The organism is Occultella glacieicola, assembly GCF_004353825.1.
In the GTDB taxonomy this organism is placed as follows: domain Bacteria; phylum Actinomycetota; class Actinomycetes; order Actinomycetales; family Beutenbergiaceae; genus Occultella; species Occultella glacieicola.
This window is the reverse complement of record NZ_SMNA01000002.1, coordinates 552,231-566,751: the sequence shown is the minus strand read 5'-3', so window position 1 is coordinate 566,751 and position 14,521 is coordinate 552,231. Positions and strand designations below refer to the sequence as shown.

Sequence of the window (14,521 nt, the reverse complement as noted above, 5' to 3'; positions counted from 1 at the left end):
TTGACAAGTAGTGGCCGAGATCGAATAGAGGCCCGGCCGAGGCACTAGCGTGTGGCCTCGAGATGGGAACCGATCCGAGCCCGACGACGCGAACGCCACGACTGGCCGGCGCCTGGGTGCCACCGGTCGCGCTGCTGTCGATCGGCGCGGGCGCCCTGCTCGCGGTGTTCGTCTACCCGCTCGTGCTGCTGCTGGCCGGCATCGTCCTCGTCGCCGCCTCGCCGCTGTGGACACCGGCCGAGCGTTCCCTGGCGGTGCTCGGGCTGCCGCTGATCATCGGTGCGCCCCTGTGGGCAACCCTGATCACGGACCTGTTCCGGGCCGGCTCCGTGACCGGCGGCGTCTGGGGGTTCGTGGTGCCGGCGTGCGTGGGGCTCGGGTTCGTGATCCTGGCCGTGCTGTGGATCCGCGGCCGGGCCGCCCACGCGCGGCTGCAGGCGAGCGCCTAGGACCGACCGGGTGCCGGCTCAGTCCACCGGCAGCGGCCGGCCGGCCCGGAACTCGGCGACCAGGTGTGCCACCACCGCATCCAAGGCCCCGCCGTGGCGCGCGGCCACGGCGCGCTGGCGCCGGTAGGAGCCGCCGCTCGCGATGAGTTCGCGGACCCCCTCGAGCTCCGCCACGCAGCCGAGGTCCGCGGCGACCGGGGCCAGGGTGCCCAGCAGGCGGTCGAGGTGGTCGGTGACCAGTTCCTCGGTGCCGTCCTCGTCGAGGATCACGATGGCCTCGAGCCCGTACCGGGCCGAACGCCACTTGTTCTCGGCGAGGAACCAGGGCGAGATGCTCGGCAGGGGCTCGCCGGCGTCGATGAGTCGGGACAGGTGCTCCACGAGGCAGTGGGTCAGGGCGGCGATCGCACCGAGTTCGAGCGCGTTCGAGATGCCGTCGCAGATGCGCATCTCGAGGGTGCCGAACTTGGGGGAGGGGCGCAGGTCCCACCGGATCTCGTCGAACTCGTCGATGACGCCGGTGTGCAGCATGTCCCCGACGTAGTGCTCGAGCTCCGCCCAGGTGCCGATCGTCGTGAACGGGAGCCCCGCCGTCGGCAGCTGTTGGAACAGCAGCGCGCGGTTGGACGCGTACCCGGTGTCCCGGCCGTCCCAGAACGGCGACGACGCCGAGAGGGCGAGCAGGTGCGGGTAGTAGGCGAGCAGCGCGTTCAGGATCGGGAGCACCTTGTCCCGGTCCTCGATTCCGACGTGCACGTGCACCCCGTAGATCAGCATCTGCCGACCCCACCACTGGGTGCGGTCGATCAGGGTGGCGTAGCGGGCCTTGTCCGTCACCTTCTGGTTGCCCCAGTGCGCGGACGGGTGGGTGCCGGCGCTCATCAGCTCCACCCGCAGCGGATCGGTGACCTCGCGCACGAGCGCCGTGCCCGCGGCGAGGTCCGCCATGGCGTCCGACACCGTGGTGCGCACCCCGGAGACGACCTCGACCGTGTTCAGCAGGAGCTCCTGGCGGATCGCCGGGTGCTGCGAGCCGTCCGCCGGCGCGACCGCGTCGAGGACCGTCTGCGCCACCTGGCGCAGGTCCCCGGAGTCGGTGTCGACGAGGGCCAGTTCCCACTCCACGCCGAGGCTGGAGCGGGCCGAACTCGCGAACTCGATCGTCACCGGCTCATCTTGGCACCTGGGTTCGGGGCGTGCCCACCATCGCGCGCACCACTCACCGCTCGGACGACTCAGACCGGTTCGACGACGAGCACGCTCTGCCGCCCGCGCAGCCGGGTGAGCACGATCGTCGCCTCGTTCGGGCCCTTGAGGGCAAGTTGCTGCCGCAACTGCTCGGGGACGACGGCGGTGCCTCGCTTCTTGATGGTCGCTCGCCCCACGTCGCGGGTGCGCAGGTAGGACCGGAGCCGCTTGAGCCCGAAGTCGAAGCTGTCCAGGATGCGGTAGCAGGTCGCGAACGGGGTCGTGCGCCGGCTTCCGGTCGTCACGTACGCGATCGACTCGTCGACCAGGGTCCCCTCGAGCTCGGCGGCGACCCGGGCCACGAGACCGGCACGGATCACGGCGCCGTCGGGTTCGTACAGGTAGGCGCCGAGGTCGCCGGTCGGGGCCTGCTCGGCCCGGGCGTCCGCGTCGCCGGGCCAGGACAGCAGGTGCTGGTCCGTGCCGCGGATGACCAGCGCGCTGCGACCGGAGCCCTCGGGGGCCAGGCGGCCGTACCAGAGGCCGGCCTCCACCACGGAGGAGTCCACGGAGACCCACTGGGCATGGGTCTGCGAGGGCAGGGCCTGGTAGGGGATCCCGGGCCCGACCTTCAGGCCCAGGTCGGGGACCTGCTCGCGCAGCGCCAGGAGCGAGTCGAGATCCGGGGAGTAGGCGCTCGGGTCGAACACCCGGTTGCCCCGCCGGGTGCGTCGGGCCGGGTCCGCGAACAGGGCATCGACGCCCTCGGCGGCGAGATCGAGCGACATCGCGTCGGCGTGCCGCACGGTCGCCTCCGGGAAGGCGCGCAGGTTCACCGTGGCGATCGCCGCCGTCGCCTCGTCCTGCTCCACGGCGAGGACCTGCACGCCCAGCCCGGCCAGTGCCATGGCGTCACCGCCGAGCCCACAGCCGAGATCGGCCACCCGGAGCGAACCCGCACGGGCATACCGGGCGGCGTGGAGCGCGGCCACCGGGAGCCGGGTGGCCTGCTCGAGGCCGTCGGGCGTGAACAGCATGTCCCGGGCGAACTCGCCGAACTTCGCCTCCGCGCGAGCGCGCAGCCGGCTCTGGGTCAGGGCCGCCGCGATCAGGTCCGGGTCGAGACCGCGGGCGCGCAGGCCCTCGGAGAGCCGCAGGGTCTGGTCCTCGTCGTAGGGGGGCAGGCGGGAGAGCAGCGCCCACCCGTCCGGCGAGAGCAGCAGGCTCAGGTGACGGGGATCCACGGGTCGATCCTCCCACCGAACCGAGGGCAGTTCTGCCCGCGCGTTCGTGCCCGAGCACCCTGGGGAGCCGCTAGCGTGTGGGCGCGTGAGCAATCAACAGTTCCCGCAGTCCGGGCAGGGGTACCCACAGCAGCCCGCGCAGGGTCAGCAGGGTCACCCACAGCAGCCCGGACCCGGTCAGCAGGGTTACCCACAACAGCCCGGACCCGGCCAACAGCAGTACCCGCAGGGCCAGCAACCACACCCCCACCAGGGCTACGCCCCACAGGGGTACGGCCAACCCGGATACGGATACGGCGCCGCCCCGTCGCAGCCGACCGTTGCCGCGCCGTCGGCCCAGTACGCGCCGATGCCGCAGAACCAGTTCATGCCGGTGCACCCGCCCGCCCCGATGCGGCGCCGCCGGATCGCGGCGGAGGTGGTCCTGCTCTCGGTCGGTGTGGCTGCCCTGCTGTTCGTCGTGTTCCTGTTCACGTTGTCCTTCGGGACCGGTTCGACATTCCAGGCGTTCGTGCTTGCGCTGATCCCGCTGCTGATCGTCGGATCCACCGTCCTTCTCGTGGACCGATGGGAACCCGAGCCGCGGCTGTTGCTCATCGTGGCGTTCGTCTGGGGCGGCGGCGTGGCCGTGTTCATGTCCAGCCTGCTGAACTCCGTGGTCGGCCCCGCCCTCGCGGATGCGCTCGGCACCGGCCTCGACCCGGACTCGGCGAGCGCGATCTTCGGCGCCCCGGTCGTCGAGGAGTTCTGGAAGGGGCTCGGGCTCCTGTTGATCTTCCTGCTCCGGCGGCGCCAGTTCAACGGCCCGGTCGACGGCATCGTCTACGCCTCGGTGATCGCGGCGGCCTTCGCGTTCGTGGAGAACATCCAGTACTTCGCGGTCTACGAGGAGACCGTGACGTTCACGTTCGTCATCCGCGGGCTGGTCTCGCCGTTCGGTCACCTCATCTACACCTCCTGCATGGGACTCGCGCTCGGCCTCGCGTCGCGGAACCGGAACAAGCTCGCCTGGATGTGGATGATGCCGATCGGGTACCTGCTCGCAGCCCTTCTGCACGGCCTCTGGAACGGTCTCGCGACCGCGCTCGGTGGCGGAGTCGGCACGCTCGTGATCCTGGTCGTGTTCGTGAACTGGCTGCCGCTGGCGGTCTGGGCCTTCATCGTGGTGTGGCTGCGCCGCAAGGAGATCGGGATCCTGCGTTCGCGGCTGTCCGAGTACATCCCCTCCGGGTGGATCGCCCCGCACGAGGTGGACATGCTGTCCTCCCTGCGGGCCCGCAAGCAGGCACGGGACTGGGCCGGCCGGGGTGGGCCGAACGGTGCGAAGGCGATGAAGGAGTTCCAGCGTGCCGCCGTCGCGCTCGCGTACGCGCGCCAGGACCTCTACACCGGGCACACCGGGATTCGGGCCCGCCAGGACGAGTTCGCCCTCCTCGAGGAGATCGGGCGCTCGCGCGCCCAATTCCGGGCTGCCGTCGGAGCGTGAGCCGCTCGAGCGCCGGAGGCGGCGCCCACGATTTGCGCTCACGGCTTAGCACTCACCTTGACCGAGTGCTAATCGCCGCCTAGATTTTGTGGTGAAGGCTGCATCGCGAGGTGCAGCGTTCCCTTGCAGACTCAGGTGGCGTCCGACCCCCGCGACGGCGGACTCGGCCAGGGGCTGCGGGTAACACTGTCCTGTTCAACACACTCATGCGAAGGGGAGGTCCGCAGTGTCGGTCTCCATCAAGCCGCTCGAGGACCGGATCGTCGTCAAGACGCTCGAGGCCGAGCAGACCACCGCGTCCGGACTCGTCATCCCGGACACCGCCAAGGAGAAGCCCCAGGAGGGCGAGGTCCTGGCCATCGGCCCGGGCCGCGTCGACGACAACGGCAACCGCGTCCCGCTGGACGTCGCCGTGGGCGACACGGTGATCTACAGCAAGTACGGCGGCACCGAGGTGAAGTACGCGGGCGAGGAGTTCCTCATCCTGTCCGCGCGCGACATCCTCGCGATCGTCGAGAAGTGACCCGCGCCTGACGCACACGAAGGCTCGGCCCCCGATCGGGGGCCGAGCCTTCGTCGTTTCGTTCGAGTGGCCGGGCCGGTCAACTCGCCGCGGCCACGTGCTCGTTCGCCAGGATCGCGGCGCGGTCATCCTCGGAGAGGCCGCCCCAGACCCCGTACGGCTCGCGCACCTGCAGGGCGTGCTCCCGGCACTGCCGGATCACGGGGCAGGTGGCGCAGACCGCCTTGGCGCCGGCGTCACGGCGGCGACGCGACGACCCCCGCTCCCCCTCGGGGTGGAAGAACTGCTCGGTTCCGACGTCCCGACAGGCCCCCTCGTACTGCCACTCCCAAAGATCCATCACTGGTCCGGGGAGCCGGGATAGTTCAGCCACGGTAGGTCCTTCCGTCGATGCGTTTGAGCGTTCATGCTGATGTGGACAACGTACAACCGCTTCAGAAGTTATTCAAGACCCTTCCAGAACTGGTTCATCCGGCGTGGCAAAAGTTGTTCGATCCCAGCGGGCCGCTTACCCTCGATAGGCAGGCCGATTCGCGGCCGACACGAGCGAAGGGGAGTACCGGTGGTGGCGGCCCGTTCACGATCAGATGCCTCGGGTTCCGATGACGGCATCCGTCTGACGGTCGCCGCGGTCGCCGCGCGTCTCGGAGTCGCCGCGCCGACGCTGCGGACCTGGGACCGTCGCTACGGACTCGGGCCCTCCGGGCACACCGCGGGAAGTCACCGGCGCTACAACGCCAGCGACATCAGCCGGCTGGAGACGATGCGGCGGCTCACCCTCGAGGGCGTGGCGCCGGCGGACGCCGCGAAGCTCGCGACCCGGAGTGCGCTCTCCTCCGTCGACCTGTCCGCAGATGCCGAGCACCGTGATGGCCACTCGTACGCCGGCACGCAGGAGGTCGCGGGGCTGGCCAGCTCGGATCTCGATGACGGGCCCACGCTGGAGATCGTCGACCCGCTGTCCCTCGCGGCTGCGGCCGTTGAGTCCGACGAGGGCCGGGTCCGGCGCCTGGTCCGCCGGTCCGCGCTCGGCACCTCGCTCCTGGGCGCGTGGCGCACGCTCGTGCTCCCTGCTCTCGAGCTCCTGGCCGGTCGTGACAACGCCGACCGGCCCGGGCACGACCCGGAGATCGTGCTCCGGGGGGCGATGCTCGCCGCCGTCCGGGAGTTCGGGAGCACCGCGAGCGGCACTGCCGGGGAGGTGGTGATCCTCACCGACGCGGCCAGCGTCGTGGAGTCGCACGTCCTGGCCGGTGAGCTCAGCCACCGAGGCCTGCCCACCCGGGTCGTCCGACCTCGCACCCGCAGCACCGACGAGGCCCTCGCGGTCGTGCGCCGGCGCGGCATGCGCATGGTCGTCATCCTCGGTGAACCCGACGGGGCAGCCGAGGTCGCCGCCAGCGTGAGCGCCACCGGCGGGCATGTGTTCGTGATCTCGCATGCCCGGATCGCCGCGGACATCCCGGACGTGCACCGGGCCCGTACCCTCGCCGGCGCGGTGCACGAGATCGAGGCCCTCCTGAGCGAGGCACCTCACACCGGGAACCCGGCAGGTGACGGTTAGACTCGGGGAGTGACTGAGCCTCTCGCCGCCTCCACCGCCTCGGACCCGTTCGGCTTCGTCGGACTCACCTACGACGACGTGCTCCTCCTGCCCGGGGAGACGGACGTCATCCCGAGCGAGGCGGTCACGGGGACCCGCCTGACCCGCGGCATCGAACTCGCCATCCCGCTGGTCTCCGCGGCCATGGATACCGTGACCGAGGCCCGGATGGCGATCGCCATGGCTCGCCAGGGTGGCATCGGGATCCTGCACCGGAACCTGCCGATCGAGGCGCAGGCGGCGCAGGTGGACCTGGTCAAGCGGTCGGAGTCGGGCATGGTCACCAACCCGCTGACGATCTCACCGGACGCCAGTCTCGCCGAGATGGACGCGCTGTGCGGCCGGTACCGGATCTCCGGGCTGCCGGTGGTGGACGAGGCCGGCGTGCTCCTCGGCATCATCACGAACCGGGACATCCGGTTCGTCGAGACCGCGGCATTCGCGAGCACCTCGGTGCGCGAGGCCATGACGCCGATGCCCCTGGTCACCGGCCACGTCGGGATCTCCTCGGTCGATGCCGTCGCGCTGCTCGGCAAGCACAAGATCGAGAAGCTGCCGCTGGTCGACGACTCCGGCGTGCTGCAGGGCCTGATCACGGTCAAGGACTTCGTCAAGTCCGAGCAGTTCCCGCTCGCCACCAAGGATGCGGAGGGCCGGCTCATGGTCGGCGCCGCCGTCGGGTTCTTCGGCGACGCGTGGGACCGGGTCCTCGCCCTGGTCGAGGCCGGTGTGGACGTGCTGGTCGTGGACACCGCGAACGGCCACGCCCGCCTGATGCTCGACATGGTGCGCCGGCTCAAGTCGGATCCGGCCACCGCGCACGTCCAGGTGATCGGCGGGAACGTCGCCACCCGGGAGGGTGCCCAGGCGCTGGTCGACGCGGGCGTGGACGCGGTGAAGGTTGGCGTGGGACCGGGCTCGATCTGTACCACCCGGGTGGTCGCCGGGGTCGGGGTTCCGCAGGTGACCGCGATCTACGAGGCGTCGCTCGCGTGCAAGCCGGCTGGCGTCCCGGTGATCGGCGACGGCGGACTGCAGTTCTCGGGCGACATCGCCAAGGCCCTGGTCGCCGGAGCGGACAGCGTCATGATCGGTGGCCTGCTCGCCGGGTGCGACGAGTCCCCCGGGGACTTGGTGTTCGTGAACGGCAAGCAGTACAAGCGCTACCGGGGGATGGCCTCGCTCGGCGCGATGCAGTCCCGCGGTGACCGGCGCTCGTTCTCCAAGGACCGCTACTTCCAGGGCGACGTGTCCGACGACGAGGTCATCACCGAGGGCATCGAGGGCCAGGTGCCCTACCGGGGCCCGCTCGCCCAGGTGGCGCACCAGTTGACCGGTGGTCTGCACCAGTCGATGTTCTACGTCGGCGCTCGGACCATCCCGGAACTGCAGGCCCGCGGCCGGTTCGTGCGGATCACGTCCGCCGGACTGAAGGAGTCCCACCCGCACGACGTGCAGATGGTCGCCGAGGCGCCGAACTACTACACGAGCCGCTGACCCGCCGGGCCGGGACGCCCCTCGATCTTGGCGCGGTCTCAGGCGGTCATCGTCTCCGGAACCGTGCACAGCGGCCACTCGAGCGTGATCGCACCCGGTAGTCCCTTGTCGGCGCGGTCGGCGTTCACGTCCTCGGCCCAGGACCGGTGCTGCTCGGTCTGCCAGCGCTGCAGTTCGGGCAGCGACCGGTCCGCCAGGCCGGGGTGGCGCCTGGTCTGCTCCGCGAGGACGTCCAGGGTGGCCGCCACGTCCACGTCGGCGGTGTGCAGCTCGCCCCGCTCCTGCACGCCGTAGTGCCCGCAGAGGTCGACGAGCTTGCGCTTGCCCAGCCGGTGCCGGTCGAGCCCACGATCCAGCACCAGCGGGTCGAGGACGGGAGCGAGCGGACTGCCGAGCCGCTCACCGATCGTGACCAGGCCGTGCCGCTCGAGCTCCCGCTCGATGATGGTCAGGTCGAACGAGGCGTTGAAGGCCACGACCGGAACCCCGTGCCGGAACGCGGCCACGAGCTCGGCGGAGATCTGCGCCAGGGCCGTGGCCGGGTCCATGCCGCGCTCGCGGGCGTGCGCGGTGGAGATGCCATGGATCGCCGCCGCCTCCTCGGGGATCTCGACGCCCGGGTCGATCAGCCAGGTGCGCTGCTCGGTGCCCCGGCGACCGCGTCCCACCAGGGCGGCGCTGACGATCCTGTCCTTGAACGGGTTGACGCCCGTGGTCTCGGTGTCGAACCCGAGCAGGGGACCGTCGATCCAGGTGCGATCGTGGTGCGACTGCGCCGCCCGCGCCGGCTTCGTGGTCATCGATGCGCTCCTTGCGTTCGTGGGGTCGAGCCTGCCATGCCCCACCGACAACGTCGGCGAGGCACGCGCGCCGGCGGTGGATGCGGCCGCCGCATGGCCGGGTTGGGCCGACCGGAACGAGTAACCTGCTGGGTGTGAGCAACGAGATCGAGATCGGCCGAGGCAAGCGGGGACGCCGCGCCTATTCCTTCGACGACATCGCGGTGGTGCCGTCCCGGCGTACCCGCGACCCGGAGGAGGTCTCGGTCTCCTGGCAGATCGACGCCTACCAGGTCGAGCTCCCGGTGCTCGCGGCGCCGATGGACTCCGTGATGAGTCCGGCCACGGCGATCGGGCTCGGCAAGCTCGGTGGGATCGGGGTGCTCGACCTGGAGGGTCTGTGGACCCGATACGAGGACCCGGAGCCGCTGCTCGCCGAGATCGCGGAGCTGCCGGTCGACGGCGCCACCGGGCGGATGCAGGAGCTGTACTCGGCGCCGATCATCCCCGAACTGATCACCGGCCGGCTCAAGGAGATCCGGGCGGCCGGGGTCACGGTCGCCGGTGCCCTCTCGCCGCAGCGCACCCAGGAGCACTGGCGCACCGTCGTCGACGCCGGGGTGGACCTGTTCGTCATCCGGGGCACCACGGTCTCGGCGGAGCACGTCTCCGGCCACGCGGAGCCACTGAACCTGAAGCGCTTCATCTACGAACTGGACGTGCCGGTGATCGTCGGCGGCGCGTCGACCTACACCGCGGCGCTGCACCTGATGCGCACCGGGGCAGCCGGGGTGCTCGTCGGCTTCGGCGGTGGGGCCGCGCACACCACGAGGCAGACCCTCGGCATCCACGCGCCGATGGCGAGCGCGGTCGCGGACGTGGCCGCCGCCCGTCGCGACTACCTCGACGAGTCGGGCGGCCGGTACGTGCACGTGATCGCCGACGGTGGCGTGGGTCGCAGCGGTGACCTCGTCAAGGCCATCGGCTGCGGTGCCGACGCCGTGATGCTCGGCGCCGCGCTGGCCCGGGCGAGCGAGGCGCCCGGCCGCGGCTGGCACTGGGGCCCGGAGGCGCACCACCCGCACCTGCCCCGTGGCGAGCGGGTCCGGGTGGGCACCGCCGGCACCCTGGAGGAGATCCTGCTCGGCCCCGGAACGAGGGCGGACGGCACCCTGAACCTGTTCGGCGCCCTGCGCCGGGCGATGGCCACCACGGGCTACTCCGACCTCAAGGAGTTCCAGCGCGTCGAGGTCGTGGTCTCCCCGTACAGCCCGCGCTGAGCGACGTCGACGCGGTGAACCCAGTCGACGCGGCCGATTCCTCGTCGCAGGCGCCGCCGTCGGGCACCCGGGTCGGTGTGCGCGAGGCGATCGACGCGGACTCCGAACGGATCATCGAGCTCTGGCAGGCGTGCGGTCTGACCCGCCCCTGGAACGACCCGGCCACGGACCTGGGCCAGGCACGGGCGGGCGAGACCTCTGCCGTGCTGGTCCTCCAGACGCCCGACGGCGTGACCGGCACGGTCATGGTGGGGTTCGACGGGCATCGGGGCTGGGTCTACTACCTCGCCGTCGACCCGGGGCGGCGGGGGCTGGGGCACGGCCGCGACCTGATGGTCGCCGCGGAGGCCTGGCTGCTCGGGGCGGGCGCCCGGAAGGTGCAGTTGATGGTCCGCGCCGGAAACGACGTCACCGGCTTCTACGAGGCGCTCGGCTACACCGACCAGCGCACCCGGGTGTTCGGACGCCGGCTCGAGGAGCCGGCCGGCCGGCCGCCGGACTGACGCCGGCGCGCTCGACATGCGCTACGCCGTCGGGCCGGTGTCAGCCGACCAGGGCCAGCGTGAGCGCCACGACCGCGAGCAGCGGCGCAACACCCTGCACGGCCGCTGCGCGGGACATGGCCCGGTTGCGGGTCAGCAGGACGACCGCGGCCAGCACCATGGAGCCCGAGCCGGCGAACACCAGGGCGGCGCCCGGGCCGGTGTTCCCGACGGAGAGCAGCAGGATGCCGGTCGCGCTCGTCACCGCGAGGAAGAGGTTGTAGAAGCCCTGGTTGTAGGCGAGGTCGGCGGACGAGGCGGCCTGTTCGGGCGTGGTTGCGAACGTGGCGCGACCACGGGGGGTGTTCCACGCGAACGACTCCAGCACGAAGATGTAGACGTGCACCAGGGCACCCAGACCCGCGAGGACCTGCGCGATCACGAGCATGAGCATCCCGTCCCGGCCTACCGACGCCGATCGCCGACGGGGTACAGCCTGGCAGGGCGGTCGGGATCACCGGCGCCGACACGCGGTGGGACTCAGGTGCGGGCCGGCCAGTTCGCGACCGCCGTGACCGCCGCGCCGAGCGCCTCGCCCAGGGTCTCGACCTGTGGGTACCAGGTGCGTTCCCACTCCAACGAGACCGGACCGTCGTAGCCACCGCCAGCCAGTTCGTCGAGGACCTCGTCCACGGGAACGGCGCCCGTGCCCTGCAGGACGGGCGTGGTGTCCGCGGCGCTGACGGTGTCCTTGATCTGGACGTAGCCACGGCCGTCGCGCAGGTGCGGGAGCAGGGCGGCGGCGGTCTCGGCCGGGCGTTCGCCGACCCGCCACGGATGCAGCGCGTCCCAGATGACGCCGACGGCGTGGTCCGGGTGCTCGGCGGCGAGGAGGTCGAGGACGCGCACCAGGTCGGCGCCCCGCGGGTGCGAGTCGTGCGTCTCCAGGACCGGGCGCACACCGACGGCGGCCGCGACCGGGAGCACGGCGGCGAGCCGGCGCGCGATCCGCGCATCGGCGCCCGCGGCGTCCTCGACCAGCCGGGGCAGCTCGTCCTTGCCGGCCGGATGGGTCGGCGCGCCTGGGAACACCCGCACGAACCTGGCACCGAGGTCATGCGCCAGGTGCAGATGGGCGACGAGCGCGGACACCACCGAGTCGTCGTCGGTGTCCGCGCCGGCGCGGACACCGCTCGCGACCGCGAGTACCTCGATGCCCGCGGACTCCAGGTCCTGGCGGACCCGGGCACGCTCGGGCGCGGTCAGCTCGGTGTGGACGAGCGCGTCCGGGGCCGCGCGCAGCTCCACCACGTCCACCGCATGGCGGCCGAGCGTGCCGATCACGCCTCCCAGATCCTCGCCCGGTGCACCCAGGGTCGACGCGCCGACGCGCCAGCGCGCCCGGCTCACGCCATGACTCCCATCGCCTCGGCCGTGACCTCTTCCTCCGCGGGCAGGCCGTCGATGTACCGGGCAAGTTCGGTGAGCGCGCGCTGGCTCATGAGGCGGGTCTCCAGTCCCAGGGATCCGGCGATGTGCGGGGTGATCATCACGTTCGGGAGATCGTAGAGGACCGAGTCGGGCGGTAGCGGCTCCGGGTCGGTGACATCGAGGATGGCGTCGAGCCGGCCGCTGGCGCACTCGGCCGTCAGCGCCTCGGTGTCGATCAGCGAGCCCCGCGAGGTGTTGATCAGCGTGGCGCGGTCGCGCATGAGGGCGAGCTGGTCCGCGCCGAGCATGTGGTGCGTGCTCGGCAGCTGCGGGGCGTGGACGCTCACGATGTCGGAGGAGGTGAGCAACTCGTCCAGTTCGACCCGTCGGCCCCCGGCCGCCTCGATCCGGGCGTCGTCCACGAACGGGTCGTACACGAGCGTCCGGACCGGGAGGCTGAGCAGCCGCTGCGCCACGCGCGCGCCGATCCGGGAGAAGCCGATCAGGCCGACCGTTCGGCCGAGGTTGCCGAGCTCGTCAGTGTGTCGGAACTTGTAGGACCAGTCCGCGCGATCGGTCCGGGCCCGTTGCGCGAGGAACGGAGCCTTCTTCCCGGCGAACACGATGGCGGCGAACGTGAACTGGGCGACCGGCTCGGCGTTCTCCTCGGCTGCCGTCGTGACGCGGATCCCGCGTGCCCAGAGCTCGTCGGAGACCAGCGACCGCACGGTCCCGGCGCTGTGGAACACCGCGCGCAAGTTCGGGGCGGCGGCGAGCCGGTCCTCGTCCAGTCGGGGGCAGCCCCAGGAGGTGACCAGGACCTCGGCGTCGGCCAGGCGGGCACGGGCGGCGGGGGAGTCGAGCTCGGAGAGCGGAGTCTCGTCGGGGCCGAGATCGGCGAGCGCGCGCAGTCGCTCCAGCTCGTCCGGGCCGAACTGGGTCTGGTAGGCCCAGTCCCTCATGACCAGCAGTGCTCGCGGTCGGGTTGATGCCATGATTCCTCGCGTCCCATCATCGGGTGAGTGCCACATCGTGCGTGTCGAATTGGATCAATCATGATCATGAACGACACTTAACGAACCGTACAGTAGCGGACTGATCATGCGTGGTGGTCACGGTGGGGTCCGCGGACCGCAGACTGGAGCAGCCATGGATGAGTCTTCGGGTGGCACCCGCGCCCTCCTTCCCGACGAGCGACGGGAGCGACTCCTCGGGGTGCTCCAGGACGGCGCCACGCACCGCATCGACGCGCTCGCCGCGAGGCTCGGGGTGACGGCCGTGACGGTGCGTCGGGACGTGGGGCTGCTGGAGCGCGAGGGTCACGCGCACCGGGTCCGCGGCGGAGTGCGCCAGGTCCGGGTCGCGGAGGAAGCGCTCCAGCGGCCGGCCCAGCCGAACGGTCGGGGCCTCGTCCTCGGCATGGTGGTGCCGACCCTGCGTCACAACTACTGGCCGGAGATCGCCAGGGGCGCGACGTTGGCGGCCGACGAGCGCGGTGCGACCATCGCGCTGCGGGGGTCGACCTACGATCCGGCCGAGTACCGCCGGGATGTCGGGGGCCTGCTGGTGACCACGAAGGTGGACGGGCTGATCCTGGCTCCGGACCCGCGGGTGGCCGAGCCGGACCTGGGCGAGTGGCTCGCCTCTCTCGGGGTGCCGGTGGTGTTGGCGGAGCGACAGTTCGAGGTCGGGACGTATGGCCAGCCGATCGAGGCGGTGTCGACGGACCACGAACTCGGTGCCGCGCTGGCGGTGCGCCAGCTGCAGGCCCGTGGACACCGGAGGATCGGGCTGATGGTCTCCGACTCGGTCACCGCCGGCCAGCTGCGGCGGGGTTGGGGCGCGGCGTGTGAGGACCTCGGACTGCCGGTCGAGGGGACGCCGGACGCCACCGTCAGGGTCTACTCCGAGCCCGGCTGGCGGTCGGCCCTGGACGACTTCATCGAGCGGATGCGAGCCAGCGCGACCACCGCGGTCCTGGTGCATCCGGACGACGACGCCCTCGAGCTCGTCGGCCGCTGCGCCGAACTGGGTGTCCGCGTGCCCGAGGACCTCTCGGTGATCAGCTACAACGATGAGGTGGCGAACCTGGCCTCGCCCGCGATCACCGCCATGAGCCCACCCAAGGCGATGATCGGCCACTACGCCGTCGAGCTCCTGCTCTCCAGGCTCGCGCCCGGCGGATCCCACCTGCCGGTCCGGCGAGTCATCCTGACTCCGGCGCTCATCGAGCGTGCCTCGACGGCCTGGGTGTGAGGGCTCGGCGCTCACGGAGGGCAGACCCGGCCGGGCGGCCGGCCGGCGTGAGGTAACCTGCTCACCACTGAACACCCGTGAGCAGAGATGCTCAACAGCGAGCAGGCTGAGGCAACAAACGGCAACAAGGCCGGATCCCGCGCATGGCGTGGTTAGCGTCACAGTTGAAGCCCGCCCCGCGTCCATCGTCGGACTCGGACCCCCGACAAGTACAGACCTCAGCACGACCTGGAACCCGCAGGTCCTCCGGCAGCACATCGGCACGAACGCGCCGACGGTTCACCCTCCTAAGGGTTGGGTCAG

15 protein-coding genes are annotated in these 14,521 nt (G+C 71.5%); 8 read left to right on the top strand and 7 right to left on the bottom strand.

Annotated features, from left to right (window positions below):
- Positions 1-62: 62 nt before the first annotated feature.
- A complete protein-coding gene (locus EXU48_RS05485; RefSeq protein WP_133106580.1) occupies positions 63-449 on the top strand; it encodes a hypothetical protein in 387 nt (128 codons plus the stop codon).
- Positions 450-467: 18 nt separating this feature from the next.
- Here EXU48_RS05485 and EXU48_RS05480 read toward each other — a convergent pair whose 3' ends face one another.
- On the bottom strand, positions 468-1,616 hold the full coding sequence (locus tag EXU48_RS05480; RefSeq protein ID WP_133106578.1) for a glutamate--cysteine ligase: 1,149 nt from the start codon (positions 1,614-1,616) through the stop codon (positions 468-470).
- Between the two features lie 68 nt (positions 1,617-1,684).
- Positions 1,685-2,881 (bottom strand): class I SAM-dependent methyltransferase, encoded by a 1,197-nt coding sequence (locus EXU48_RS05475; RefSeq protein ID WP_133106576.1) that lies wholly within the window; start codon positions 2,879-2,881, stop codon positions 1,685-1,687.
- An 85-nt stretch (positions 2,882-2,966) separates the two neighbouring features.
- Here EXU48_RS05475 and EXU48_RS05470 point away from each other — a divergent pair, with 85 nt between their 5' ends.
- Together EXU48_RS05470 and groES are read left to right on the top strand one after the other, a co-directional pair.
- Positions 2,967-4,367 carry a PrsW family intramembrane metalloprotease gene (locus EXU48_RS05470; protein ID WP_133106574.1) on the top strand — a complete coding sequence of 467 codons (1,401 nt, stop codon included), beginning with the start codon at positions 2,967-2,969 and terminating at the stop codon, positions 4,365-4,367.
- A 226-nt stretch (positions 4,368-4,593) separates the two neighbouring features.
- On the top strand, positions 4,594-4,890 hold the full coding sequence (gene groES / locus EXU48_RS05465; RefSeq protein ID WP_133106572.1) for a co-chaperone GroES: 297 nt from the start codon (positions 4,594-4,596) through the stop codon (positions 4,888-4,890).
- 79 nt (positions 4,891-4,969) lie between these two features.
- Here groES and EXU48_RS05460 read toward each other — a convergent pair whose 3' ends face one another.
- Positions 4,970-5,263 (bottom strand): WhiB family transcriptional regulator, encoded by a 294-nt coding sequence (locus EXU48_RS05460; RefSeq protein ID WP_133106570.1) that lies wholly within the window; start codon positions 5,261-5,263, stop codon positions 4,970-4,972.
- A gap of 192 nt (positions 5,264-5,455) precedes the next feature.
- Between EXU48_RS05460 and EXU48_RS05455 the strand changes: the two genes are divergently transcribed.
- Positions 5,456-6,454 carry a MerR family transcriptional regulator gene (locus EXU48_RS05455; RefSeq protein ID WP_207947630.1) on the top strand — a complete coding sequence of 333 codons (999 nt, stop codon included), beginning with the start codon at positions 5,456-5,458 and terminating at the stop codon, positions 6,452-6,454.
- 9 nt (positions 6,455-6,463) lie between these two features.
- Positions 6,464-7,990: an IMP dehydrogenase gene (gene guaB, locus EXU48_RS05450; RefSeq protein WP_133106568.1), complete on the top strand. Its 1,527-nt coding sequence runs from the start codon at positions 6,464-6,466 to the stop codon at positions 7,988-7,990.
- Positions 7,991-8,028: 38 nt separating this feature from the next.
- Here guaB and EXU48_RS05445 read toward each other — a convergent pair whose 3' ends face one another.
- A complete protein-coding gene (locus EXU48_RS05445) occupies positions 8,029-8,790 on the bottom strand; it encodes an exonuclease domain-containing protein (RefSeq protein ID WP_133106566.1) in 762 nt (253 codons plus the stop codon).
- 134 nt (positions 8,791-8,924) lie between these two features.
- Here EXU48_RS05445 and EXU48_RS05440 point away from each other — a divergent pair, with 134 nt between their 5' ends.
- Both EXU48_RS05440 and EXU48_RS05435 read left to right on the top strand, forming a co-directional pair.
- A complete protein-coding gene (locus EXU48_RS05440; protein ID WP_133106565.1) occupies positions 8,925-10,049 on the top strand; it encodes a GuaB3 family IMP dehydrogenase-related protein in 1,125 nt (374 codons plus the stop codon).
- A 14-nt stretch (positions 10,050-10,063) separates the two neighbouring features.
- Positions 10,064-10,552, top strand: a complete 489-nt coding sequence (locus EXU48_RS05435) for a GNAT family acetyltransferase (RefSeq protein WP_328591622.1) — start codon at positions 10,064-10,066, stop codon at positions 10,550-10,552.
- 40 nt (positions 10,553-10,592) lie between these two features.
- On the opposite strand, the gene EXU48_RS05430 is transcribed toward EXU48_RS05435, so the two are convergent.
- From EXU48_RS05430 to EXU48_RS05420, 3 genes are all read right to left on the bottom strand, one after another.
- Positions 10,593-10,985, bottom strand: coding sequence for a DUF1304 domain-containing protein (locus EXU48_RS05430; protein ID WP_328591621.1), 393 nt, complete (start codon positions 10,983-10,985; stop codon positions 10,593-10,595).
- An 86-nt stretch (positions 10,986-11,071) separates the two neighbouring features.
- The gene (locus tag EXU48_RS05425) at positions 11,072-11,941 is read right to left on the bottom strand and encodes a sugar phosphate isomerase/epimerase family protein (protein WP_133106563.1); all 870 of its coding nucleotides are present in this window, start codon (positions 11,939-11,941) and stop codon (positions 11,072-11,074) included.
- Complete coding sequence (locus EXU48_RS05420; RefSeq protein ID WP_133106561.1) at positions 11,938-12,957, bottom strand: hydroxyacid dehydrogenase; 1,020 nt, start codon at positions 12,955-12,957, stop codon at positions 11,938-11,940. The genes EXU48_RS05425 and EXU48_RS05420 overlap by 4 nt, the downstream gene beginning before the upstream one ends.
- 154 nt (positions 12,958-13,111) lie before the next feature.
- Here EXU48_RS05420 and EXU48_RS05415 point away from each other — a divergent pair, with 154 nt between their 5' ends.
- A complete protein-coding gene (locus tag EXU48_RS05415; RefSeq protein WP_165962689.1) occupies positions 13,112-14,218 on the top strand; it encodes a substrate-binding domain-containing protein in 1,107 nt (368 codons plus the stop codon).
- Positions 14,219-14,521: the final 303 nt, after the last annotated feature.